We start from the raw sequence: 22,881 nt of genomic DNA, 5'->3' as shown, positions 1-22,881 counted from the left end.
TCTTCCGTCTTTGATGATCGGCGGATCATCAGCCCTTCAGAAAGAACTCCATTTTGATGCCCGCAATTTCGATCACGTCGTGATCGACCAGTTGACGTGCCTGGGCGTCGAGCGCCTGACCATTGACCACCGGAAATTTTGCACCTTCAACATGCGTGATGAAGTAGCCGTGCGGCCGCTTGGCGATTACCGCCACCTGCACGCCTGGTTTGCCCAGCGTGGTCAGGGTCTTGGTCAGTTCAAGCTCACGCCCGGTATTGGCCCCATTCAGTATCTGGACCGCTCCGATGGCCGGGGATGCTGCCTGCGGTGCGGGCGGGACCGGCGTCGCCGCAGGGGGCATTGCAGTGCCGGCCTGAGTATTGCCGAACGCTGTTATTACGTCAGGCGCGGCCGCTGCCGGCTCCGCAGCGGCAGGCGCCGGCTTCAGGGTATTCGGGCGCAAGATCATGGTTTTTTCAAAGTCGGCCGTATCTACCTGCTGAGCCTGCTCGGCAACGTACTTGAGTTTGTACTTGCCAAGCTCAATGACATCACCGTTCTTCAGAAAATGCTTCTTGGCCGGCTGGCCATTGACCAGAGTCCCATTGGTGCTGTTCAGATCCTCAAGGAAGGAGTCGTTGAGGATCGTGACCACCGCCGCGTGCTCGCCACTGATCGCCAGATTGTCGATCTGGATGTCGTTATTTGCCTTGCGGCCAATGCTCATGCGCTCCTTGGTCAGCAGAATTTCCTTGAGAACCAGACCGTCCATGCTCAGTATCAGCTTAGCCATCGCTTTTCCGTCCTTATCTAAACCATGCCATAAATTTCGACCACCAGCCCCTGGCAGCAGGAAACTCGCGTAGAACCTTGACCAGTATTACAGAGACGTTATCACGTCCGCCATTATCGTTGGCCATTTGAATGAGCTGCGTCGCCGCCAGTTCCAGATTGGCGGCGAGCATCTGCAGGGTAAGCTGGATTTCCTCATCCTCAACCATGTCGTTGAGCCCGTCCGAGCACAACAGATAGATATCGCCGGGCTGCACCGGGTAGTCGTGAATTTCGGTTACAACTTCGGGATCCACGCCCAGCGCCCGTGTTACCAGGTTCTTGTTCTGCGAGAAGCGCGCCTCCTCGGCAGAGATCATGCCGCTATCGATCTGCTCCTGCAGCAGCGAGTGGTCCCGGGTGATCGCACAGAACGTATCGCCACGCAAGCGGTAAAGCCGCGAATCGCCAATGTGCGCCACGGTCACCTGGTTGTCGTAAAACAGGGCGGTGACCAGCGTGGTGCCCATTCCGGAATACTGTGGCTGGCTTTGCGCCGTGTTATAGATAGCCAGGTTGGTTGCCGCCACCTTGTCCAGAATACAGCGCTGGGCAAACACCTGTCCGCTCGCCCTGTCGATTTCGTAGGGGGGCTTGGCGGCAAACGCCGTTTCGAGCTCGGTGGATAGCAACATGGTCGCCATGCCGCTGGCCACCTCGCCGGCGTTATAGCCGCCCATGCCATCGGCCAGTATCACGAACCCCTGATTGGGATTGGCAAATACTGCATCTTCGTTATGTCCGCGAACCATCCCCGGATCAGTTCGGGTAACGATTTCAAGGGCGCAGTTTAGCGTGCTGACCACATCATCTCCCTATAATAAAAAATCGACATCAGAATGTTGCGCCGGCTCCTGATGCAGACAGGCGCGCAAGTCGCGCGCCATTTCGTCACCGGTCTGGTAGCGCTGCGCCATGTCCTTGTTCAGAGCACGGTCGATAACCGCCGCCAGTCCATCCGGCACCTGCGGATTCATGCTCCGGATATCGGGTTGCGCTTCGTTGGCAATCTTGAACATCAGTTGCGCCATTGAATCGCCGACAAAAGGCAGCTTGCCGCAGACCATCTGGTAAAGCGTGACACCCAATGAGAACAAATCGGAACGTCCGTCGATTTTCTTGCCCGACAACTGCTCGGGCGACATGTAGCTTGGCGTTCCGAGCACCATGCCGGTCTTGGTTTTTGACGAATCGGTGATGCGCGCAATGCCGAAGTCCGTTACCTTGACCTGATCCGACTCGGGTTCATACATCACGTTGGCCGGTTTCACGTCACGGTGAACAACGTTGTTGCCATGCGCGTAGGACAGGGCGTCGGCCACCCGGGCGAGGATGCTCACCACCTGCGGCAACGGTAAGAGGTGGTCGGGTTTGGTGTAGGGCACCAGATCCCGGCCCTTGAGGAATTCCATGGCGATAAAGGCCAGATCATGTTCTTCACCGGCGTCATACATGGTGACAATGTTCTGGTGGTTCAGACGCCCGGCGGTTTCTGCCTCGCGGAAGAAACGCGCCTTCACTTCGGCCAGTTCGTCGTCTTCAAACTCCTGCGACAGCGCCATGGTCTTGATCGCCACCACACGATTGATCTTTGGATCGCGGCCAAGATAGACCACGCCCATGGCCCCTTTGCCCAGTTCCTTTTCGATCTGATAACGGCCAAGCATCGGCTTCTCGACCTGTCCGCCACCAAGCATCATGTTGCTGGCGTTGGCCTGGCCGCCCGAACCGCCGAGCATGACGGTTTCGGACATTACCTTGGCGCGCTTGAGACGCTGTTCCAGATCGCGAAACTTCGGGTTGTAGTCGGCCATGTAGCGAAACGTAGCTTCAGCCTTGTTGAATTGCCGCTTGCGCTCGAAATCGAGCGCCAGGTTGTAGAGATTCTCCATCAGCGCATCGTCCAGCGGGCACTTGCGGAACTTGTCGAAGGCCATGTCGAGCTGCCCCTGCCCCTGGAAAGCGAGGCCAAGCATGCGGTTCGATTCAGCCGAATCGGCTTCGGATTTTTCCTTGCCGCGCTCGGTCATCAGGAAGCGCTTGGTGGTCAGCAGAAGGTGTCCAACCAGTAAAAGCGACGCCGAAGCCATCAGTTGAATCCACAGCGCACTGCCGATCATCAGGGCAAAATGCGCGCCGATCAGGATCGCCAGGATAAGCACCGTGGTCATGGCGCCAACGCCGGCGGAAAGCCGTGGCAAAAGGGCAATAAGATACACGGCAACCAGAACGAAAACGCCGAGCGAAGCCCACACCCCCCACTCCGGCGTAACGAAAAAATGTTCCTGCAGAATGCTTGAAACGGCATGCGCCAGCGTCAATACCGGGGCCATCGCAGGCGACACCGGCGTCACCTGCGTAGTACCCACACCCGAGGCGGTGGCTCCGATCAGAACGATCTTGTCCTGGTATTTGCTGGCGGGAATCTTGCCCGTCAGCACGTCATAAAAGGAATCGACCTGAAACGCGGGTTTCCCGTCGCCATCCTTGTAGAAAAAGGTGTTCATCTGCGTTTCTGCGTCGGTCGGGATACGCAGATTCCCCAGACGAACTTGCTGGCCGAGCGTCACCCGCACATCGGCCGGCCCGAGATTCAGGTTCCTGGCCGCAATCATCAGCGACAGCGAAGGGTAATACTGATCGTAGTGGCGCAGCACCAGGGGTTCGGCACGAATGGCGCCATCGACATCAACCTTGGCATTTAGGTGGCCGATGGCCGCCGCGTTGACGCCAAGCGCTTCGATCGGCGCTTGCAGCGAAAGGGTTGGCCAGACATCACCGTTCTTGTCCGCAACCTGTGTCAGCCTGTTGCGCGTGACAAACTCCGGCAAAGCCTTGTCCGGACGACCTCTTGGCTCACCCAGCACAAACAGCATGGGCATCAGGACATTCCCGGCCTTGCCGATGCTCGCGGCCAGAATGCGGTCGGTATTCAACGCCAGTTCGGCTTCGTTGAGCACGCCGCCGATCTGCTCCATGGCCGGCGATGACTCATTGTTTTCCAAAGCCTGCCGGTGAATATCGAGCAATCGTGTGACGTAGGTATAGCCGGGATCAATCTGCGGTTCGAAAAAGAAGACAGTGTTGGCTACCACCTTGGCCTTGCCGGCGGCCAACAGATCGGTCATTTTGGCAAGGCGATCGCGCGGCCATGGCCAGCGTCCGAGATTGGCGACCGAGGCATCGTCAATGGCGATCACCGCCACACGATCAAGCGGGGTCCGACTCGACGCCTGAACGCCGAGGTCATAGGCCTTGCGCTCCAGGCTGCGAATCAAGTCGCTGCTGGCCGCAACAAGCATGACGCAACTTACCACCAGGCCCAGGAACCAGTCGGTCTTCCAGAATCCCCTCTTGCGCATTCGCATCCCTTAGTAGCGCGTCGATAAGGACGGTCTCTTCAACCCAACTGCCGCCCTTGTTATCCGCTCATCGCCCCCTGCAATAATCTAAATGGGGAGCAGAATCAGCCGTCTATTGTGCATTCTTACAGTACTGCTAGAGATCAGTCAATCAATGCCTTACGAAAACTAGCCGCCATAGGGCAATTTGACACCCAGGCCACGCTCTCGCGCCAAAGCCTCGATCCGCACCGCCAACGCAATATCCTGAATGGCCATGCCTTGTGACTCGAATAGAGTGATTTCATCCGGCGTGCGACGGCCTGGATGACGCCCGATAATCACGTCGCCGAGTTCGACCAGTTGGCGCTCGCTCAGGCGTCCCTTTTCCAGCACTGGCAGCAGATCGCCGGCCTCCTTGAGCGCTGTTTCCACGCTATCGACGACGATGAGACGACTGATCTTGAGCACGTCCTCGCCCAACTCGCGACGAATCACTGAATTGGAGCCCGCCCCATTGATGTGGGTACCGGGCGACAGCCAGTTGGCGTCAAACAAGGGGGTCGCCGCCGTCGTGACGGTGCTGACGATATCGCTGCCGCGCACTGTTTCTTCCGCCGACGAGGCGGCGACAACGTCAATCCCGAGACGCTCCGACATCTTTGCGCAAAACTCGGCCAGGCGTTGCGGGTTGCGGGCAAAAACCTTGGCCAGGCGCAGAGGACGCACCGCGGCAATGGCCTCGATATGCCCTTCAGCTTGCCAGCCAGCGCCAAAGAGACCCAGGATTTCGGCATCTGGACGGGCCAGCCAGCGCGTGGCCACACCCGAAGCCGCACCGGTACGCATCATGCCGAGCAGATCGGCTTCGAGTACGACGCGCAGCACCCCGGTCGACGCGCTGAAAACGTGAACCACAAAGCGCACGCCCGAACGGTTGCTGGTGTAGGCCTTGTAGCCAATGGCATCACGCCCCGGCAACGCGCCCTGCAGGAGGTGCAGTGCCGTCTGTGGCAGTCGTGTACGCTGGCGTGACACGTCGATGGCCTGGCCGAGTGAGAGCTCACGATGCGCCTCTTCCACGGCCTCGATGGCCAGTGGCATGGTCAGCAACTGACGAACATCCGTTTCATTCAAAAACAAAGACATACATCCTCCAGAAAAGCTGTGACAAGTGCCGTTGAATGACGATCAGAGCGGAGATTCTACCGGCATTTCAGCGCCGGCGCTTGCACGCCATGAGCTTTGGGCAAAGCGTCTATAATCATGAAAAGGCAGTTAACCACAGCGAACACGACGAACACAACGGAAAAATAATGGCTTGCAATGTTTTCATGTTTCACCCTTTGTGCGAGCCATTAAATCCTGAAAAACTGAGCACCCCACGAGTATTTGCTTCGCAGCAGCTTTTCGCTGTGCCCGCCGTGTCGCCGTGGTTTGAACTGCGGTTTTTAGGATAATCCCCTGACCACAAGCCTGTTTTCTGGAAAGTCTCGATCTCATGTTCGCCATGCACAGAACATCTCCATTTACTCTCCTGCTTCTCGCGGCACTTTTGCCCACGCCGGCCCAGGCTGCCAAGTGGGTGGCTATCAGCAGCAGGGACCAGGCGCGAATCGAAGTCGACACCAGCAGCATCCATTCCGCCAGCGACGGCAAATTGCGCATCTGGCACCGCGAGATCCATGCCAGGCCAAAGACTCCGGACTCCGGCGCGTTTTCGTTCAGCCGGCTGACCGTACTGACCGAGTTTCAATGCGATAAACAACTTGCCGCCCCGATTCAGCGCAGTTACACGACCGCCGACGGAACTGAACTGAAGAGCGAAAATTTCGACAGCCGCGAGCCCAAACCCATTATTCCGGACTCCAGTCTCGAAGCGGTTTTCAGCTACGCCTGCAAGCACCGGAACAAGCCGGTCGCCGTCAAGGAGGTCGCACCCCCACCCGCCGTGCCAGCCCCCGCACCGGAAACGCACGACAAACCAAAGGGCGGGAAAAAGTCAAGGGATAATGCGCCCGCTGAAGCACCGCACTGGAGCTACACCGGCAACACCGGCGCCGACAAATGGGGCAGTCTGGGCAATGAATTCGTGACCTGCAGCGTGGGGCAAAGGCAATCGCCGATTGACATTCGCAAGACGATTCGCGCCGACCTGCCGCCTATCCAGTTTGCCTACAAGCCGGTTCCGCTTTCGATTGTCGATAACGGACACAGTATCAAGGTCGACACCCCGGACGCCGGCGGCATCACCGTCGAGGGCGAAAGTTACGAACTGCTGCAACTCCACTTTCACAAGCCCAGCGAGGAGAAGCTCAACGGCAAGACCTACGCGATGGTCGTCCATCTGGTGCATCAGTCGAAGGCCGGCAAGCTCGCCGTGGTTGCCGTCATGATGGAGGCCGGCAAGGAACAGAATCTGATCCGCACCTTGTGGACCAACCTGCCGCTGGAAAAGGGCAAGCCGGTCACCCGCCCCGAGATCAAAATCGACCCGACCCTGCTCATCCCGGCGAAACGGAATTACTACACTTTCCTCGGCTCGCTGACCACACCGCCGTGCACCGAAGGTGTGCTATGGCTGGTGTTGAAGACGCCGATGCAGGTTTCCAGGGAGCAACTGGCCGGCTTCGGAACCATCTACAAAAACAACGTGCGGCCGGTTCAGGCGGTGAATAGCCGGGTGATCAAGGAGTCGCGCTGACGAGGACCAGTTATGATCTGGTGCATTTGCTGGCCAAGGCCATCAAGCAGGCCAGGAGTACGGATCGTCAGGCCGTTCGCAACGCACTGGAGAATCTGGGCCCCTACACAGGTCTGCTTGGGAAGTTCGACAAACCCTTCACCGCCAAGCGCCATGATGCGCTGTCGATCAATGATGTATTCATGGCTCGTTTTGCCGGCGACGGCAGCATCGAACCCATCGAACCACTCACCAGGAAAAAGCGCTGAGCCGCCCGGAGGTTATCCCATGAACTTCAAAGCCTTGCTGAGTTGGGACCGTCGCAGCCTGGCGAATACCTTTGCGCTGCGCTGATTGCCATTGTCAGCAGTCTGGTGGTGGCTTCCATTTCCCTGGCGGTGATCTACTGGGTCGAACAAGCCACCCTGCAGGAACGACTGCAAGAAAAAGCCAGCCGATTGGCGGAGCGTGTCGAGGGATCGATCAGCGTAGTTGAAAGCGCAACTTACGACCTGTCGAAAAATTCGATGTTCATGTCGGCCTTGCTCGATTCGCCGGGGCGGAATGCCTACGTCACCCCCTTCATCGAGAACTACCGTTTTCCCATTGCTGCGGTCAGCGGACTTGCGCTGTGCGACCTTAACGGCGAGCGTCTGGCGGGAATACGTTCAGAATTGTCTGAATGTCACGCCAACTCACCGCTGTTCAAACAAGTTATCGCCGAGGGAAAGACACTCAGAGAATTGGCTCTCCTGAAAAATGGCCATTTGGCATGGACGATTTATCAGGGGGTTGTGTTCCCTTATACCGGTACTGTTGAGGGCGTCATGGTGGCTCAGTTAGATCTGTATGACCTCTTGCACTCGCTGCCCAAGGATCTCGAACTGGACAGCGTTGCGCTGGCGCGGGCGGGTACTTCCGAAAGCCTGGTAAGCGTGGATGCGTCAGAGGCATCGACGTCTTTGCCGAATACAGCCAATGCGCTCCTTTTCAAGGGAAATACTGGCGCTGTGCCATTCCCGATATATGTTGTTGCCAAGGATCGAATATACCCATTCGGGCACAAGTTGCAGCCCCTTTTACTTGGTTATGGTTTAGGTAGTCTGCTGTTGGTGTTGGCGGTCGTTTATTGGGCGCGCAAGGTTTCACAACAGATAATCGAACCGTTGGCCAAACTGACCGGGATTGTGCAGAAAATTTCAGAATCCGGCGATCTGGATATTTCAGTACCGCACTTGGAAAGCGGCGAGGTAGGGAAGTTGGCCAGCGTTTTCGCGGTGATGGTCAACACGCTCCGGATTTCCGAGGCCACACTCGAACTAAAAGTCGAGCAGCGCACCGCGGCTTTACAGAAATCAGAGGCCGCCGCTGCCGCCGCCAACCTGGCCAAGAGCCGTTTCCTGGCCACCATGTCGCATGAAATCCGCACACCAATGAATGGCATTCTCGGCATGGCGCAGATTCTCCTGCGGCCGAATCTGCGCGAATGCGATCAACAGGCTTACGCTCGGACCATTCTGAACTCCGGTCAGACCTTGCTGACCCTGCTCAACGATATCCTTGATTTCTCAAAAATCGAGGCCGGCAAAATTCAACTTGAAACCACCGTTTTTGAACCCGGACAGCTTGTCAAGGAAACGCAAGCGCTATTTTCCGGATTGGCCAGAAACAAGGATCTGCAACTGGCAGGCCAATCGCAAGGGAATGTCCAGGCCGGCCAACGCTATCAGGCAGATGCCTATCGACTGCGTCAGATGCTTTCCAATCTGGTCGGCAACGCCATCAAGTTCACCAGGCAGGGCAATGTCCGTATTGGAGTTGCCGAAGTTGAACGTGATGGCGAGACAGCCCTGCTTGAGTTTTCGGTCAGCGATACAGGCATTGGCATTCCTCCTGAAAAGCTGAATTTGCTGTTTCACTCGTTCTCGCAGGCCGATAGTTCGACAACCCGCGAATATGGCGGTACCGGTCTCGGTCTCTCGATCGTGCTTAGCTTGGCCAAACTGATGGGGGGGGATGTCGGAGTCGAGAGCGAACATGGCAAAGGGTCCCGATTCTGGTTTCGCATTCGCGCCGGCATCGTTCCTGCAGGGGAAAACAGCCGGGCTGCGGAGCGTTCGGTTAGTGAAGGCCCCAAGCCTGTTATTGCGCCATCGTGCTTAGGTGGTCACGTACTGGTGGTCGAGGACAACCTGACCAACAGAGAAGTCATCGAGGCTTTGCTGAGCAAATCCAGTTTGTGCGTTTCGTACGTCGAGGACGGTCAGCAGGCTGTCGATTCAGTAATGCGTGGTGATGTGCCTGATGTCGTTTTGATGGACATCCACATGCCGGTTATGGACGGTTATTTAGCCACCGCGCGGATACGGCAATGGGAGACTGAAAACGGCCGTCCGCGCCTGCCCATCATCGCTTTGACGGCAGATGGGTTCGCCGAAGATCGTGCCCGTTGCCTGGCCGTGGGCATGGACGACTTCCTTGCCAAGCCGGTTGATGAGGATGCTCTGGAATTGGCGCTTGGCAGGTGGCTGCGCAAGGTGTCTGACTTGTCCGAGCCTGCGCCGGAAAAAACGCCGCTGACCGTTGTTGCGAAGCCGCTGGATAGGCTTCAGTTTCTTGCCCTTGTGGATGAGATCACCCCTTTGCTTGCGCATAATAAATTCGATGCCATCACTCGCTTCAAGGATTTGCAGACGTTTGCGGTGGGTACTGATATAGTCAAGGATATCGATGATATCGGCAGGATATTGGCAACATTTCGCTTCGATCTGGCACTCGAAGGATTGCACCATCTGGTAGCTGTAGTCACACAAAGTGAAAGCGAATTGACATGACAGATATGCGCCCGAGAATTTTGGCCATCGACGATACGCCAGCCAATCTGTTTTTGTTGGGTGCGGCGCTGGAAACCCGCTTCGATCTGCAAACTGCCACATCGGGGTCGATGGGGATCGAACTAGCCACGGAATCACCCCCCGATCTAATCCTGCTCGATGTGATGATGCCTGAAATGGATGGGTTCGAGACCCTCCGGCGGCTAAAGGGACTACCGCAGTTGAAGCGAATCCCGGTGGTCTTTGTGACTTCGTTGAATGACATGGACTCTGAAGTAAAGGGCTTGGAACTGGGCGCTGCCGACTACATTACCAAGCCGATCAAGGTTGAAATAGCCCAGCAGCGTATCTTCAATCTTATTGAGCGTGAACGGTTGCGCAAGGTGGTCGAGACCCAGCGAGACCTGCTGGAAATCGCCGTCGCCGAACGCCAGAAAGCTGAAGAAGTGCTACTCAAGGCCGGAGCCCTGCAGAGTGCGATTTTCAACAGCGCGAATTTTTCGAGTATCGCTACCGACGCCAAGGGTGTCATCCAGATTTTCAATGTCGGTGCCGAACGTATGCTGGGCTACACGGCGGCAGAGGTGATGAACAAGATCACGCCGGCCGACATTTCCGACCCGCAGGAAGTGATCGCACGTGCTGAAGCGCTTAGCGTCGAACTCGGTACGACCATTTCGCCGGGTTTTGAAGCACTGGTATTCAAGGCTTCGCGCGGCATCGAGGATATTTACGAGCTGACCTATTTCCGCAAGGATGGCAGCCGTTTCCCGGCGGTGGTTTCGGTTACGGCACTGCGCGATGACCAGGGCGCCATCATCGGCTATCTGCTGATCGGCACCGACAACAGCGCGCGCAAGCGGGCGGAAGAGGCATTGCTCAAGGCTGGTGCGCTGCAGAGTGCGATTTTCAACAGCGCGAATTTTTCGAGTATCGCTACCGACGCCAAGGGCGTCATCCAGATTTTCAATGTCGGTGCCGAACGTATGCTGGGCTATACGGCGGCAGAGGTGATGAACAAGATCACTCCAGCCGACATTTCCGACCCGCAGGAAGTGATCGCACGTGCTGAAGCCCTGAGCATCGAGCTTGGAACGCCGATTGCACCAGGCTTTGAGGCCTTGGTATTCAAGGCCTCACGCGGTATCGAGGACATCTACGAGCTGACCTATTTCCGCAAGGATGGCAGCCGTTTCCCGGCGGTGGTTTCGGTTACGGCACTGCGCGATGCGCAGGACTCTATCATTGGCTATCTGTTGATCGGTACCGACAACAGCGCGCGCAAGCAGGCTGAAGAGGCATTGCTCAAGGCCGGAGCGCTGCAGAGTGCGATTTTCAACAGCGCGAATTTCTCGAGTATCGCCACCGACGCCAACGGCGTCATCCAGATCTTCAACGTTGGTGCCGAGCGCATGCTGGGTTACACCGCCGCCGAAGTGATGAACAAGATCACGCCGGCCGACATTTCCGATCCGCAGGAAGTGATCGCCCGTGCCAAGGCGTTGAGCATCGAACTCGACACGCAGATTGCACCGGGTTTCGAGGCTTTGGTATTCAAGGCCTCACGCGGCATCGAGGATATCTACGAACTGACCTACTTCCGCAAGGATGGTAGCCGCTTCCCGGCGGTGGTGTCGGTTACGGCGTTACGCGATGCGCAGGACTCTATCATTGGCTACCTGCTGATCGGTACCGACAACAGCGCGCGCAAGCGGGCTGAAGAAGCATTGCTCAAGGCCGGAGCGCTGCAGAGTGCGATTTTTAACAGCGCGAATTTCTCGAGTATCGCCACCGACGCCAAGGGTGTCATCCAGATCTTCAACGTCGGTGCCGAGCGCATGCTGGGTTACACCGCCGCCGAAGTGATGAACAAGATCACGCCGGCCGACATTTCCGACCCGCAGGAAGTAATCGCCCGTGCCAAGGCCTTGAGCATCGAACTCGACACGCCGATTGCACCGGGTTTCGAGGCATTGGTATTCAAGGCCTCGCGCGGCATCGAGGACATCTACGAGCTGACTTACTTCCGCAAGGATGGAAGCCGCTTCCCTGCGGTAGTGTCGGTTACGGCTTTGCGTGATGCACAGGAAGGCATTATTGGTTATCTGCTGATTGGCACCGACAACACTGCGCGCAAGCGGGCTGAAGAGGCTTTGCTCAAGGCCGGGGCCTTGCAGAACGCGATTTTCAACAGTGCCAATTTTTCGAGTATCGCCACCGACGCCAATGGTGTCATCCAGATTTTCAACGTCGGCGCCGAGCGCATGCTGGGCTTTGCGGCGGCTGAAGTGATGAACAAGATCACACCGGCCGACATTTCCGATCCGCAGGAAGTAATCGCTCGTGCCAAAGCCCTGAGCATCGAGCTTGGAACGCCGATTGCACCAGGCTTCGAGGCTCTGGTATTCAAGGCCTCACGCGGTATCGAGGACATCTACGAGCTGACCTACATTCGCAAGGACGGCAGCCGCTTCCCTGCTGTCGTCTCGGTGACGGCACTGCGCGACGCGCAAGAGTGCATCATCGGCTATCTGCTGATCGGCACTGACAATACGGCGCGCAAGGAGATCGAGGCCGACCAGAAACAACTGGCTCAGCGTCTGCGCGACCATCAGTTCTATACGCGCTCCCTGTTTGAATCGAACATTGATGCGCTGATGACCACCGATCCCTCCGGCATTATTACCGACGTCAACAAACAGATGGAGGCGCTCACCGACTGCACGCGCGACGAGTTGATCGGTGCGCCATTAAAAAGTTACTTCACCGACCCGGAGGGAGCCGAAACGAGTATCAAGCTGGTTCTGAGTGACAAGAAGCTTACTGACTACGAACTCACCGCGCGCTCCAGGGAGGGCAAGGAAACGGTGGTGTCATTGAACGCCACCACCTTCTACGACCGGAACCGGAAGCTGCAGGGCGTATTCGCCGCAGCGCGCGACATCACTGAACGCAAACGCCTGGATCAGGTGTTACAGGAAAATAACGTCGAGCTTGAAAGCGCCAAGTTCGTGGCCGAAAAGGCCAACCTCGCCAAGTCTGAGTTTCTGGCCACAATGAGCCATGAGATCCGCACGCCGATGAACGGCGTGATCGGCATGATCGACGTATTGCAGCAGAGCAGTCTCAATGAACCTCAGATGGAAATGGCCAACATCATCCACGAATCGGCGTTTGCACTGTTGGCCGTGATAAACGACATTCTTGACTTCTCCAAGATCGAGGCCAGCAAGCTTCAGATTGAATCCATCCCCATGTCGGTCGGCGATGTGGTGGAAGCGGCGTGCGAAAACATGAGCCGCATGGCCTTGAAGAAAGGTGTGGAATTAACGCTGTTCGCCGATCCGGCCATTCCTGCCGAGGTTCTGGGCGATCCGGGGCGACTACGCCAGATACTGATCAATCTGACCAACAACGCCATCAAGTTTTCCAGCGGGCAAGCACGAACGGGACGGGTGTCGGTACGCGCCCTGCTCGTTGAAAGCAGTGCGGAGAAGGTTATGCTGGAGTTCAATGTAACCGACAACGGCATCGGCATTGATGAGGCAACGCAGGCACGCTTATTTACTGCCTTTATTCAGGCCGACAGTTCGACCACCCGGACTTTCGGTGGAACCGGGCTTGGCTTGGCCATCTCGCGGCAGTTGGTCAATATCATGGGTGGTGAAATCATCGTACGCAGCGAGCCGGGGATGGGTTCACTGTTCAGTTTGCGCATACCTTTCGCGATGCCGATTGAACGCCACAGTGCAGGCCAGGAATTGGCCCTGCATGCGCCACTAAAACCCGACTTCGGGCTCGTCGAAGGGCTGTCTTGCCTGGTGTTGGTTGGCCAGGAGGGGATCGCCAACGATTGTGCAGCCTATCTTTCCGCGGCTGGAGCGGTGATCGATCGGGCGAGCGATCTGGCGAGCGCCCGGCAATACCTGGCCAGCCGTCCATCCGGCCTGACTATCGTCGTTATTGATACCGAAGGCACTTTCCCTCCGCTGGATGATCTGCGTGCAGCAGCCCGCGCTCAGCCGGGCCAGGAAATCCACTTTGTCGTCATCGGGCGTGGGCAGCGTCAAAGCCTCCGCCAGGAGGGAACAGATATGGTGTTGTTGGAGGGTAATGTGCTTACGCGCAGGGCGCTGCTGAAGGCGGTGGCGATTGCTGCTGGACGAGCGCAAGAAGCTGACGGCGAAGGTCTGCCCGGCATTGCCAAAGCGAAACTCCTGCCACTATCCGGCACAGAGGCGCGTCTACGGGGTCGTCTGATCCTGATTGCTGAAGACAACGAGATCAACCAGAAAGTCATCCTGCAACAACTCAACTTGCTCGGGCAAGCTGTCGTCATCGCCAACAATGGGCGTGAGGCGCTGAGTCTCTGGAAGAGCGGCGATTTCGGCATTCTGATCACCGATCTGCACATGCCGGGGATGGATGGCTATGAATTGACTGCCGCTATCCGCGCGGCTGAATCCGGCAACACCCGCATGCCGATCATCGCCTTTACGGCCAATGTCCTCAAGGGCGAGGTTGAACGCTGTCTGGCCATGGGCATGGACGATTATGTAAGCAAGCCGGTGCAACTGGTCAATCTGATATCAATGCTGGAAAAATGGTTGCCCATTGTTACTTCTGAACCGCTGACTGCTGAAGCAGCATCATGCAACATCTCGTTGCCTGCACCACTACTTACTGGGGGAGCCTTGGTCGCGGTTAACGTGAATGTGCTCAAGGCATTGATCGGCGACGATGAAGCGATTGTGCGTGAGTTTCTGCATGACTTCCGCCTCAGCGCGCTCGGGATAGCCGTGCAGATTCGCACCGCCTGCGTGGCAGGCGAGGCGTCGGCAGCCGGGATGGTAGCGCACAAACTCAAGTCCTCGGCGCGTTCGGTGGGTGCCCTGGCGTTAGGTGATCTATGTGACGAAATGGAGAAGATGGGCAAGTGCGGTGATGCTGCAACCCTGGCATTGCTGTTGCCCAGGTTTGAGCAAGCGCTGGCGAGTGTTGAAGCATTTCTTGATGCGTATTGAAGTGAATGCAGGGGTTAAAGAATCAAAGAAATATGGAAAGGTAGCTTTATGAACAATAAATTCGCAATCAGGATTCTGGTGCTTGATGACGAACCGTTCATGCTCAAGCTGTTGTGTCGCATGTTGGAAAATTCCGGTTTTTCCTCGGTCTCTACCTGTGACAATGGCCGCGCTGCGCTGGAGCTGCTTGATCGTACCAATTGTCATCCCGATCTGATCTTGCTGGATATCAACATGCCGGAAATGGACGGGGTCGAGTTCGTCCGGCATCTGGTCGAACATCATTATTCAGGCGCGCTAATTCTGGTGAGTGGGGAAGATGAACGCGTGTTGCAGTCTGTCGAGAAACTGGTGCGGGCGCACAAAATTTCGGTGCTTGGCTATCTGACCAAGCCGGTTATACCGGCGAGGCTGGCTGAGTTGATCGACAAGTGGATGCCGCCAGCACAAGTGGCCATTGAAGCAGCGAAAAGAATATACAGTGCGGAGGAACTGGGTGAGGCCATGGTCAGCGGCGAACTGGTCAATTATTATCAACCGAAGGTGGACGTTGCGACGGGTGAAGTCGTCGGCGTAGAAACCCTGGTGCGTTGGCGTCACCCTTCGGATGGCATGGTATACCCGGACAAGTTCATCACTTTGGCCGAGGAGCACGGCCTGATCGACGAGTTGACCCGGGTTGTTCTGTCGGGCGCTCTGAACCAGTCGCGGACCTGGCGGGATGCGGGGATGCCGTTACGGGTAGCGGTCAATGTGTCAATGGACAACCTGGTCTCGCTGAATTTCCTGAACAATGTTGTCGAACTTACGAGCAAGGCCGGCGTTCCTCCACAGGAGGTGGTATTGGAGGTGACGGAAAGCCGTTTGATGACCGATCTGCGCGTGCCGCTCGAAATTTTGACCCGGCTGCATCTGAAACGCTTTCGCCTCTCGATCGACGATTTTGGTACCGGGAATTCTTCGCTTACCCAACTGCGTAACATTCCTTTCGTTGAACTCAAGATCGATCAAAGCTTCGTCCATGGTGCCTGGGCCAACGATACGCAACGAGCCATGTTCAACGCCAGTCACGGCTTGGCGACTCAGCTCAAAATGGAATCGGTGGCGGAAGGTGTGGAAGACCGGGCGGATTGGGATTTTGTCCGCCATCAGGGCTGCGATCTGGCCCAGGGCTACTTCATCGCCAGGCCCATGCCGGCTGAGGATCTGCCCGCCTGGCTGGTTGACTGGAAAAGGCGTTGTCCAGAATTGGTTCTGCAGTGAAGAACGCCCGCATTCTCGTCGTTACCAATATTGCTTCGGATGCAGACCTGGTCAGAAAGTTGCTGCTGGCCGAATTCGAGAACGTTTTTGTTTCAACAGAAGCGAATCTGGCGGTCGAGGATTTTGAACGCCGCAAACCCGACGTCCTCATCCTGGCCTTCAACACCCTTGGAAAAGCCAAGCACTACTACCTGAATCTGTATCGCTCGAGCAAGTTGGTGCATACCCTGCCACACCGTACCCTGATCCTTTGCCGCAAGGACGAGGAGCATCTGGTTTATGAGTTGTGCCGTCAGGAGCGCTTCGATGACTATGCGTTGTTCTGGCCATTGCACCATGACGAACCGCGCCTGCTGATGGCAGTGTTTCAAGCTCTGCGCGATCTGGAGCATACGCGAGGCACCGCACCGCTGGCGAAGATGGTGCGACAGGCGCGGCGTATCGCCGAACTGGAGGAGCAATTGGAACGGCAGATCTGCATAGGCCAGCTACTTGCGCAAAAGGCCAGTCACTTCATGGAGCAAGCCGAAGGGGAAATCGATGCGGCGATCGGCAGTTTCTCGACAAACCTGGCGCAAGGCCGCCTGGGCGATGCTCTGGGGATCCCGAACCCCGCTCGGGTGCAACAGGGACTCGACCAGCTTAAAGCGGAGTCAGTGGGTGAAGGCTTCGCTGCACTGAACGATGCTGTAAAGAACATTGGGCAATGGGTCGGCGAGATGAAACAACAACTCGCGCCACACCTGGAACCGGTGCGCGCCTTGAAGTTGCTGGCCGATGCCTTTCGGCCTGTGGTGCTGGTGGTCGATGACGATGATTATGAGCGAAAGTTATTTGCCAAGATTATGGAAAATGAACCCTATGACCTGATGTTTGCCGACAGTGGCGCCGAGGCCCTGGGCATCTTGAGCAAGAAGCGCCCCGACCTGATTCTGATGGATCTGGTGATGCCTGAGATTAACGGCTTGGAAGTATTGCGCAGGTTGAAGGCGGCATCGGAGTTTGCGGACATCCCGGTTATGATGATCACGGGCCAGAGCGAAAAGAATGTGGTGGTGGAAAGTCTCAAGGCCGGTGCGGTTGATTTTGTGGTCAAGCCGCTGGTGCGCGAGATATTCCTGGAAAAAGTTGCCCGGTTCCTGGCTGGATAGTTCGCCTTGGCACCAGGGAAGCCCTCATCCCCGGCCCTTCTCTCGGCTCTGCGTTCTCCCCTCGCCCACAAGTGGGAGGGGTTGGGGGAGGGGGATTTCACACTTGCCTCGCAGGAGAATCCCCTCTCCTCGGCCCCACAAGTGGGCAAGGGGGAAAACCGGTGCGCGTTGCCTGGATTTTTTGGTTCCGGCTCGGCCGGCTTAGGTTGAAACGGTTGGATTGACTCCAGAATGAGCTGATTAACGCTCGACAGGAATCCCGACCAGCAAAAAGGGCAGACCAAAGTCTGCCCTTTTTGCTGAAACAACAAACCTTACTTGAGCAGGCCCTTGAGCAGCTTGGCCATTTCCGATGGATTACGCGTCACGGTGAAGCCACACTCTTCCATGATGGCCAGCTTGGCATCGGCCGTATCGGCACCACCGGAAATCAGCGCACCGGCGTGACCCATGCGCTTGCCGGCCGGCGCGGTAACGCCAGCGATGAAGCCAACGATCGGCTTCTTCATGTTGGCCTTGCACCAGACGGCCGCTTCGGCTTCGTCCGGACCGCCGATTTCGCCGATCATGATGACGGCGTCGGTTTCAGGATCGTCGTTAAACAGACGCATGATATCGATGTGCTTCAGACCGTTGATCGGGTCACCACCGATACCAACCGCCGAAGATTGACCGAGACCGATTTCGGTCAGTTGGCCAACGGCTTCATAGGTCAGCGTGCCGGAGCGCGAAACGACGCCGATACGACCCTTGCGGTGGATATGACCAGGCATGATGCCGATCTTGACTTCGTCCGGCGTGATCAGGCCTGGGCAGTTCGGTCCGAGCAGCAGCGTTTTCTTGCCACCGGCGGCTTCCCTCTTCTTCATCTTGTTGCGCACTTCGAGCATGTCCCGAACCGGGATGCCTTCGGTGATGCAGATGACCAGATCGAGGTCGGCTTCAACGGCTTCCCAGATCGCGGCCGCAGCGCCCGGAGGCGGCACGTAGATGACCGAGACGGTGGAGCCGGTTTCCTTGGCCGCATCCTTGACCGAGCCGAAGATCGGAATACCAAAGATCGATTCGCCGGCCTTCTTCGGGTTGACACCCGCGACGAAACAGTTTTTGCCGTTGGCGTATTCCTGGCACTTTTCGGTGTGGAATTGACCGGTCTTGCCGGTAATGCCCTGGGTGATGATTTTGGTGTCTTTATTGATCAGAATTGACATATTGTGGCTCCTTACTTGACCGCAGCAACGATCTTGGTGGCGGCTTCAGCCATGGAATCGGCCGTGATAATCGGCAGACCGGAATCTTTCAGGATCTGCTTGCCCAGCTCGTCGTTGGTGCCCTTCATGCGCACCACCAGCGGCACCGACAAATGGGTTTCGCGAGCAGCAGCGACGACGCCATTGGCGATCGTGTCACACTTCATGATACCGCCGAAGATGTTGACCAGAATGCCCTTGACCTTGGAGTTCTTGAGCATGATCTTGAAGGCTTCCGTCACCTTCTCGGTCGTTGCACCACCGCCGACGTCGAGGAAGTTGGCCGGCTCGGCGCCGAACAGCTTGATCGTGTCCATGGTGGCCATGGCCAGACCGGCACCATTGACCAGGCAGCCGATATTGCCGTCGAGCGCGATGTAGGTGAGGTCGAACTTGGAGGCTTCGACTTCGTCAGCATCTTCTTCGTCAAGGTCGCGGTAAGCGACGATTTCGGGATGACGGTAAAGCGCATTGCCGTCGAAGTTGAACTTGGCGTCGAGGGCCTTGATGTTGCCGTTGCCTTCGAGGATCAGCGGGTTGATTTCCGCCAGCGAAGAGTCGGTTTCCATGTAGCAGGTGTACAGCCCTTTAAGCGCTTCAACGGCTTTGTCCACGGACGCCGCAGGAACGCCGATGCCGTTGGCCAGCTCGCTGGCCTGTGCATCGGTCAGGCCGATAGCCGGATCGATGAAGACCTTGAGGATTTTTTCCGGGGTGCTATGCGCCACTTCCTCGATGTCCATGCCGCCTTCGGAGGAAGCCATCATGGCGACCTTCTGCGTGGCACGATCGGTCAGCGCGGCGACATAATATTCCTTCTTGATGTCGGCGCCTTCCTCGATCAGCAGGCGACGAACCTTCTGGCCAACCGGGCCGGTCTGGTGCGTAACGAGCTGCATGCCGAGAATCTGTCCGGCGTACTGCCGCACTTCGTCCAGCGACTTGGCCACCTTGACGCCGCCGCCCTTGCCGCGACCGCCCGCATGGATCTGGGCTTTAACGACCCAGACCTTGCCACCCAACGACTCGGCAGCTTTGACCGCCTCATCGACTGACTGGCAAAAAACACCGCGCGGAACGACTACGCCGAATTTTTTGAGAAGTTCCTTCCCTTGATATTCATGAATTTTCATGCGCTTTCCTTGCTTGGTTTTAGGAGTTGATTGACCATCTTTAGGCAGGATCCCCTACCCGGGGTTTTGGTTGCGATACCAGCGCGGGTAATAGCGCCGGACCGTTTCCGAATGCGAGCTCAGTGCGTGGCAACGATCAAGCTGATAGGGCTTATGCTCGCTATCGGCATTATCAACCACTTCACTGGCGAATGTCTGTAATGCGGCGGTAGGCAGGAACATCAGGAGTTCGCTAAGGTGTGCGCAACCACGCGTAGCACCGAACATGTCCTTGACCGCTTTGAGAAAACCCTTGAACAAATTCAAGCCGACAATCCTCGAATAGTCCGGCAGATTGGTATCGCAGTAGCCCATGTAGGGTGTTGCATCAACCGAGGTCACCGCTTCGATAATATTCATCTTGCCGTCGACGGTTACCCGTACCGATATGTCATGCACCGCCTCACCGGGCTTGCGCAGGCCGGATGACAATGGATAATCCTGGTCTTTGCTATCCAGCAGGCGCGCTTCGATGTCCCACAAACCGTCAGCGCGCTTGAACCCATCAAGCTTGACGCTGCGTTGATGCATACGGGTGCGCACTGCGCTGGGCGGAGGAAGAGGCATCGTTGAACCTAGGATGACAAGTAAATATTGCGTGATCAGGATTCTTTTTTTACTTTATCACAAAACACCGGCATTCATGGAAAGTACAATCGTGCAGACATCATCCTGGCAGCTCCAAAAATGAAACATACCCCAGTCCGCTATTCCATCCAGCCACTGCGTCCGCAGGCGCATACCTTCGAAGTTTGCTGCAGCGTGGCCAACCCCGATCCGGCCGGCCAGCGCTTTGCACTGCCGGCCTGGATTCCCGGCAGCTACCTGATCCGGGATTTCGCCCGGCATATTGTCACCATCCGCGCTGTATCCGGTGGCAAGACGGTGCGCCTGAAGAAGATCGACAAGCACACCTGGCAGGCCGCGTCGCTGAAGAGCTCCGAGCCGATCACTGTCACCTGTGAAATCTACGCCTGGGATCTCTCGGTACGCGGCGCCCACCTTGACCGTACTCACGCCTTCTTCAATGGCAGCAGCGTTTTCCTGCGCGTAATCGGACAGGAAAACGCGCACTGCCTGGTCGATATCCAGCCACCGGCAGGCAGCGATTACCCGAACTGGCGCATCGCCACCGCACTCGAACCGGCGCACGGGGAAGAAAATTGTGCAGAACGCCACGGCTTCGGCCTCTACCACGCCGCCAACTACGATGAATTGATCGACCACCCGGTCGAAATGGGTATGTTCACTCTGGCCCATTTCAAGGCCTGCGGCGTAACCCACGAGGTCGCCATCAGCGGTCGTCATGACTGCGATCTTGAGCGCCTCAGCGCCGACCTCAAACGTATCTGCGAATGGCAGATCCGCTTCTTCGGCGAACCGGCGCCGATGTCGCGCTACGTTTTCCTCATCACCGCCATTGGCGAAGGCTACGGCGGTCTCGAACACCGCGCCTCGACCGCCCTGCTCTGCTCGCGCAACGACCTGCCTTACCCCGGCATGCAGGAAATGAGCGAGAGCTACCGCACCCTCCTCGGCCTGTGCAGCCACGAGTACTTCCACACCTGGAACGTCAAACGCATCAAGCCCGCCGCATTCATGCCATACGACCTGGATCGCGAGAACTACACGACGCTGCTCTGGGCGTTTGAAGGATTCACCTCCTATTACGACGATCTGGCCCTCCTGCGCTGCGGTGCCATCGAACTCAAGGACTGGCTCGAACTCAGCGCAAAAACGATCAGCAACGTCCAGCGCGGCCCCGGCCGCCGGCAGCAGACCCTGGCCAAATCGAGTTTCGATGCCTGGAGCAAGTTTTATCGGCCGGACGAAAACACCCCCAATGCCGTGGTCAGCTACTACGCCAAGGGTGCGCTGGTTGCACTCGCCCTCGACCTCACGCTACGCAACAAAACAAAAGGGGAAATCTCACTCGACGACGTGATGCGGGCGCTCTGGCAGCGCCACGGCAATACCGGCATCGGTGTTGGTGAGGAAGACATCAGGCTGATTGCCGAAGAACTGTCCGGGCTCAATCTGAAGCGTTTCTTTGCCGATGCGGTGCACGGCACCGGCGAACTGCCGCTGGCCAGACTGCTGGCACCCTTCGGTCTGAAGCTGGAATGGGAGAAAGCGAAAACGCCCTCACTGGGTGTAAAAACGGGGAACGAGGGCAGTGAAGTAAAACTCGCCACCGTATTCACCGGCGGCGCCGCACAGGTGGCCGGCCTCGCCGCCGGCGACCTGCTGCTGGCCATCGACGGCCTGCGCCTGACACCGGCGACGCTCGAAAAACAACTCGCCCGCCATCGACTCGGCGACACCATCACGGTGCACGCCTTCCGCCGCGACGAGTTGATGGAATTCAAGGTTTGCCTCGATTCACCCGAGGCCAACACGGCCAAACTTACGGAGACTGGCCGAAGATCGGCTCTGGATAAGGGTCTTCACGCCTATCCACTGTAGATCGAGCAAATACGAGCTTCTCAGAGGCATGGCACGCAAGATCGCCATTCCATGCGGGTTCCAGAGCAGAGCGCCAAGAAAGATCGCTGCCAGCACCAGGCTGCGCAGCTGAGCGATCAAGAAACCAGCGGTAAACGCCCTTGTGCGGCAAACGTAGGCAGCGGTCGCACTCGCGCAAACGCCAGCAAATCGGCCAGCCGTGCGCCCTTGCTCCGCCAGTCGTGAAACAGCAACTCGCCGAGCAATACGTACTGCCAGGGTAAATCGCTAAATGCACTTGATCACCGGCAGCGAGCTTCTTTCGCTCATCGACAGCTTGGGCACCTCGGACAAGGCGCGGTGGCGCACCTCGGTTTCGCCCTCGATTTTCCGATCTTCCGAATCGATCAAGGCCATCGCAAAAACCTTGGTATTGTGGTCGATCACCGGCTGTAACAGCAACACACGCCAGCTTTCATCGCGCATCGGATCGAACGGCTCATTGAACAGCCGCTCGTGGATATACGCCTCCAGCCAGCCGGCGAGTTGCGCCGTATTCACTTGCAGATAGGGATTCGCCAGATGATGAGCAATCTTGTTGCCTTTCGGCAGCGGCTGACTCAAGGCTTGGCCGATGCGGCGCGTCAGACGGGAAAGAATGGGTACCCAGATTTTGTGATTGATAATCAGCATTGCAGCGCACAATGCCTTTGGCTTGGAGCTTTCGGCAAAACTGGTCGTCTTGATTCGGCCATCAGCCGACACAGACAGCTCAAAATTCCTGCCCCGCCGGGCGCCGGCTATCAAACCAATAGCGGCCATTCGAAGATCAATAAACCTAAAAACCTCCGTTGGATGTGATGCCAATGTCGCAAGCCCTCATCCCCGGCCCTTCTCCCGCGGGG

16 protein-coding genes are annotated in these 22,881 nt (G+C 57.2%); 8 read left to right on the top strand and 8 right to left on the bottom strand.

Features of this window, described 5'->3' with window-relative positions; translation table 11 throughout:
• Window positions 1–28: 28 nt before the first annotated feature.
• The 4 genes from ACOYNV_RS10770 to ACOYNV_RS10755 all read right to left on the bottom strand — a co-directional run bounded on the left by ACOYNV_RS10770 (window position 29) and on the right by ACOYNV_RS10755 (window position 5,303).
• Window positions 29–775 (bottom strand): FHA domain-containing protein, encoded by a 747-nt coding sequence (locus ACOYNV_RS10770; RefSeq protein ID WP_422899776.1) that lies wholly within the window; start codon window positions 773–775, stop codon window positions 29–31.
• 13 nt (window positions 776–788) lie between these two features.
• Window positions 789–1,619, bottom strand: coding sequence for a Stp1/IreP family PP2C-type Ser/Thr phosphatase (locus tag ACOYNV_RS10765; RefSeq protein WP_422899775.1), 831 nt, complete (start codon window positions 1,617–1,619; stop codon window positions 789–791).
• A 9-nt stretch (window positions 1,620–1,628) separates the two neighbouring features.
• Complete coding sequence (locus tag ACOYNV_RS10760; RefSeq protein ID WP_422899774.1) at window positions 1,629–4,175, bottom strand: CHASE2 domain-containing serine/threonine-protein kinase; 2,547 nt, start codon at window positions 4,173–4,175, stop codon at window positions 1,629–1,631.
• A gap of 168 nt (window positions 4,176–4,343) precedes the next feature.
• Window positions 4,344–5,303 (bottom strand): ornithine cyclodeaminase family protein, encoded by a 960-nt coding sequence (locus ACOYNV_RS10755; RefSeq protein ID WP_422899773.1) that lies wholly within the window; start codon window positions 5,301–5,303, stop codon window positions 4,344–4,346.
• Window positions 5,304–5,338: 35 nt separating this feature from the next.
• Between ACOYNV_RS10755 and ACOYNV_RS10750 the strand changes: the two genes are divergently transcribed.
• The 7 genes from ACOYNV_RS10750 (at window position 5,339) to ACOYNV_RS10720 (ending at window position 17,109) form a co-directional block, all read left to right on the top strand.
• A complete protein-coding gene (locus tag ACOYNV_RS10750) occupies window positions 5,339–5,614 on the top strand; it encodes a hypothetical protein (protein ID WP_422899772.1) in 276 nt (91 codons plus the stop codon).
• Window positions 5,615–5,655: 41 nt separating this feature from the next.
• Complete coding sequence (locus tag ACOYNV_RS10745; RefSeq protein WP_422899771.1) at window positions 5,656–6,858, top strand: carbonic anhydrase; 1,203 nt, start codon at window positions 5,656–5,658, stop codon at window positions 6,856–6,858.
• Between the two features lie 20 nt (window positions 6,859–6,878).
• Window positions 6,879–7,106, top strand: a complete 228-nt coding sequence (locus ACOYNV_RS10740; RefSeq protein ID WP_422899770.1) for a hypothetical protein — start codon at window positions 6,879–6,881, stop codon at window positions 7,104–7,106.
• Between the two features lie 108 nt (window positions 7,107–7,214).
• A complete protein-coding gene (locus tag ACOYNV_RS10735) occupies window positions 7,215–9,671 on the top strand; it encodes an ATP-binding protein (protein WP_422899769.1) in 2,457 nt (818 codons plus the stop codon).
• Between the two features lie 5 nt (window positions 9,672–9,676).
• Window positions 9,677–14,695, top strand: coding sequence for a PAS domain S-box protein (locus ACOYNV_RS10730; RefSeq protein WP_422899768.1), 5,019 nt, complete (start codon window positions 9,677–9,679; stop codon window positions 14,693–14,695).
• Window positions 14,696–14,743: 48 nt separating this feature from the next.
• Complete coding sequence (locus tag ACOYNV_RS10725) at window positions 14,744–15,958, top strand: EAL domain-containing response regulator (protein WP_422899767.1); 1,215 nt, start codon at window positions 14,744–14,746, stop codon at window positions 15,956–15,958.
• A complete protein-coding gene (locus ACOYNV_RS10720) occupies window positions 15,934–17,109 on the top strand; it encodes a response regulator (RefSeq protein WP_422899766.1) in 1,176 nt (391 codons plus the stop codon). The genes ACOYNV_RS10725 and ACOYNV_RS10720 overlap by 25 nt, the downstream gene beginning before the upstream one ends.
• Before the next feature lie 314 nt (window positions 17,110–17,423).
• Here ACOYNV_RS10720 and sucD read toward each other — a convergent pair whose 3' ends face one another.
• Genes sucD through ACOYNV_RS10705 form a run of 3 tightly spaced genes read right to left on the bottom strand, consistent with a single transcriptional unit; the run spans window position 17,424 to window position 20,062 of the window.
• Window positions 17,424–18,320 (bottom strand): succinate--CoA ligase subunit alpha, encoded by an 897-nt coding sequence (sucD, locus tag ACOYNV_RS10715; protein WP_422899765.1) that lies wholly within the window; start codon window positions 18,318–18,320, stop codon window positions 17,424–17,426.
• 11 nt (window positions 18,321–18,331) lie between these two features.
• Window positions 18,332–19,492 (bottom strand): ADP-forming succinate--CoA ligase subunit beta, encoded by a 1,161-nt coding sequence (gene sucC, locus ACOYNV_RS10710; protein ID WP_422899764.1) that lies wholly within the window; start codon window positions 19,490–19,492, stop codon window positions 18,332–18,334.
• 54 nt (window positions 19,493–19,546) lie between these two features.
• Window positions 19,547–20,062 carry a DUF2889 domain-containing protein gene (locus ACOYNV_RS10705; protein WP_422899763.1) on the bottom strand — a complete coding sequence of 172 codons (516 nt, stop codon included), beginning with the start codon at window positions 20,060–20,062 and terminating at the stop codon, window positions 19,547–19,549.
• A 156-nt stretch (window positions 20,063–20,218) separates the two neighbouring features.
• Here ACOYNV_RS10705 and ACOYNV_RS10700 point away from each other — a divergent pair, with 156 nt between their 5' ends.
• Window positions 20,219–21,997, top strand: a complete 1,779-nt coding sequence (locus ACOYNV_RS10700; RefSeq protein WP_422899762.1) for a M61 family metallopeptidase — start codon at window positions 20,219–20,221, stop codon at window positions 21,995–21,997.
• 267 nt (window positions 21,998–22,264) lie between these two features.
• Here ACOYNV_RS10700 and ACOYNV_RS10695 read toward each other — a convergent pair whose 3' ends face one another.
• The gene (locus ACOYNV_RS10695) at window positions 22,265–22,669 is read right to left on the bottom strand and encodes a hypothetical protein (protein ID WP_422899761.1); all 405 of its coding nucleotides are present in this window, start codon (window positions 22,667–22,669) and stop codon (window positions 22,265–22,267) included.
• Between the last annotated feature and the right edge of the window lie 212 nt (window positions 22,670–22,881).

The sequence above is a fragment of the Propionivibrio sp. genome, from assembly GCF_049316945.1.
In the GTDB taxonomy this organism is placed as follows: domain Bacteria; phylum Pseudomonadota; class Gammaproteobacteria; order Burkholderiales; family Rhodocyclaceae; genus Propionivibrio.
This window is presented reverse-complemented; position numbering and strand designations above follow the sequence as displayed.

Coding starts and splice junctions, on each gene's coding strand:
- ACOYNV_RS10725 (WP_422899767.1), top strand. CDS start 14,744: ATGAACAATAAATTCGCAATCAGGATTCTGGTGCTTGATGACGAACCG.
- ACOYNV_RS10705 (WP_422899763.1), bottom strand. CDS start 20,062: ATGCATCAACGCAGCGTCAAGCTTGATGGGTTCAAGCGCGCTGACGGT.
- ACOYNV_RS10730 (WP_422899768.1), top strand. CDS start 9,677: ATGCGCCCGAGAATTTTGGCCATCGACGATACGCCAGCCAATCTGTTT.
- ACOYNV_RS10700 (WP_422899762.1), top strand. CDS start 20,219: ATGAAACATACCCCAGTCCGCTATTCCATCCAGCCACTGCGTCCGCAG.
- ACOYNV_RS10770 (WP_422899776.1), bottom strand. CDS start 775: ATGGCTAAGCTGATACTGAGCATGGACGGTCTGGTTCTCAAGGAAATT.
- ACOYNV_RS10760 (WP_422899774.1), bottom strand. CDS start 4,175: ATGCGCAAGAGGGGATTCTGGAAGACCGACTGGTTCCTGGGCCTGGTG.
- ACOYNV_RS10755 (WP_422899773.1), bottom strand. CDS start 5,303: ATGTCTTTGTTTTTGAATGAAACGGATGTTCGTCAGTTGCTGACCATG.
- ACOYNV_RS10695 (WP_422899761.1), bottom strand. CDS start 22,669: ATGCTGATTATCAATCACAAAATCTGGGTACCCATTCTTTCCCGTCTG.
- ACOYNV_RS10745 (WP_422899771.1), top strand. CDS start 5,656: ATGTTCGCCATGCACAGAACATCTCCATTTACTCTCCTGCTTCTCGCG.
- sucC (WP_422899764.1), bottom strand. CDS start 19,492: ATGAAAATTCATGAATATCAAGGGAAGGAACTTCTCAAAAAATTCGGC.
- ACOYNV_RS10750 (WP_422899772.1), top strand. CDS start 5,339: ATGACGATCAGAGCGGAGATTCTACCGGCATTTCAGCGCCGGCGCTTG.
- sucD (WP_422899765.1), bottom strand. CDS start 18,320: ATGTCAATTCTGATCAATAAAGACACCAAAATCATCACCCAGGGCATT.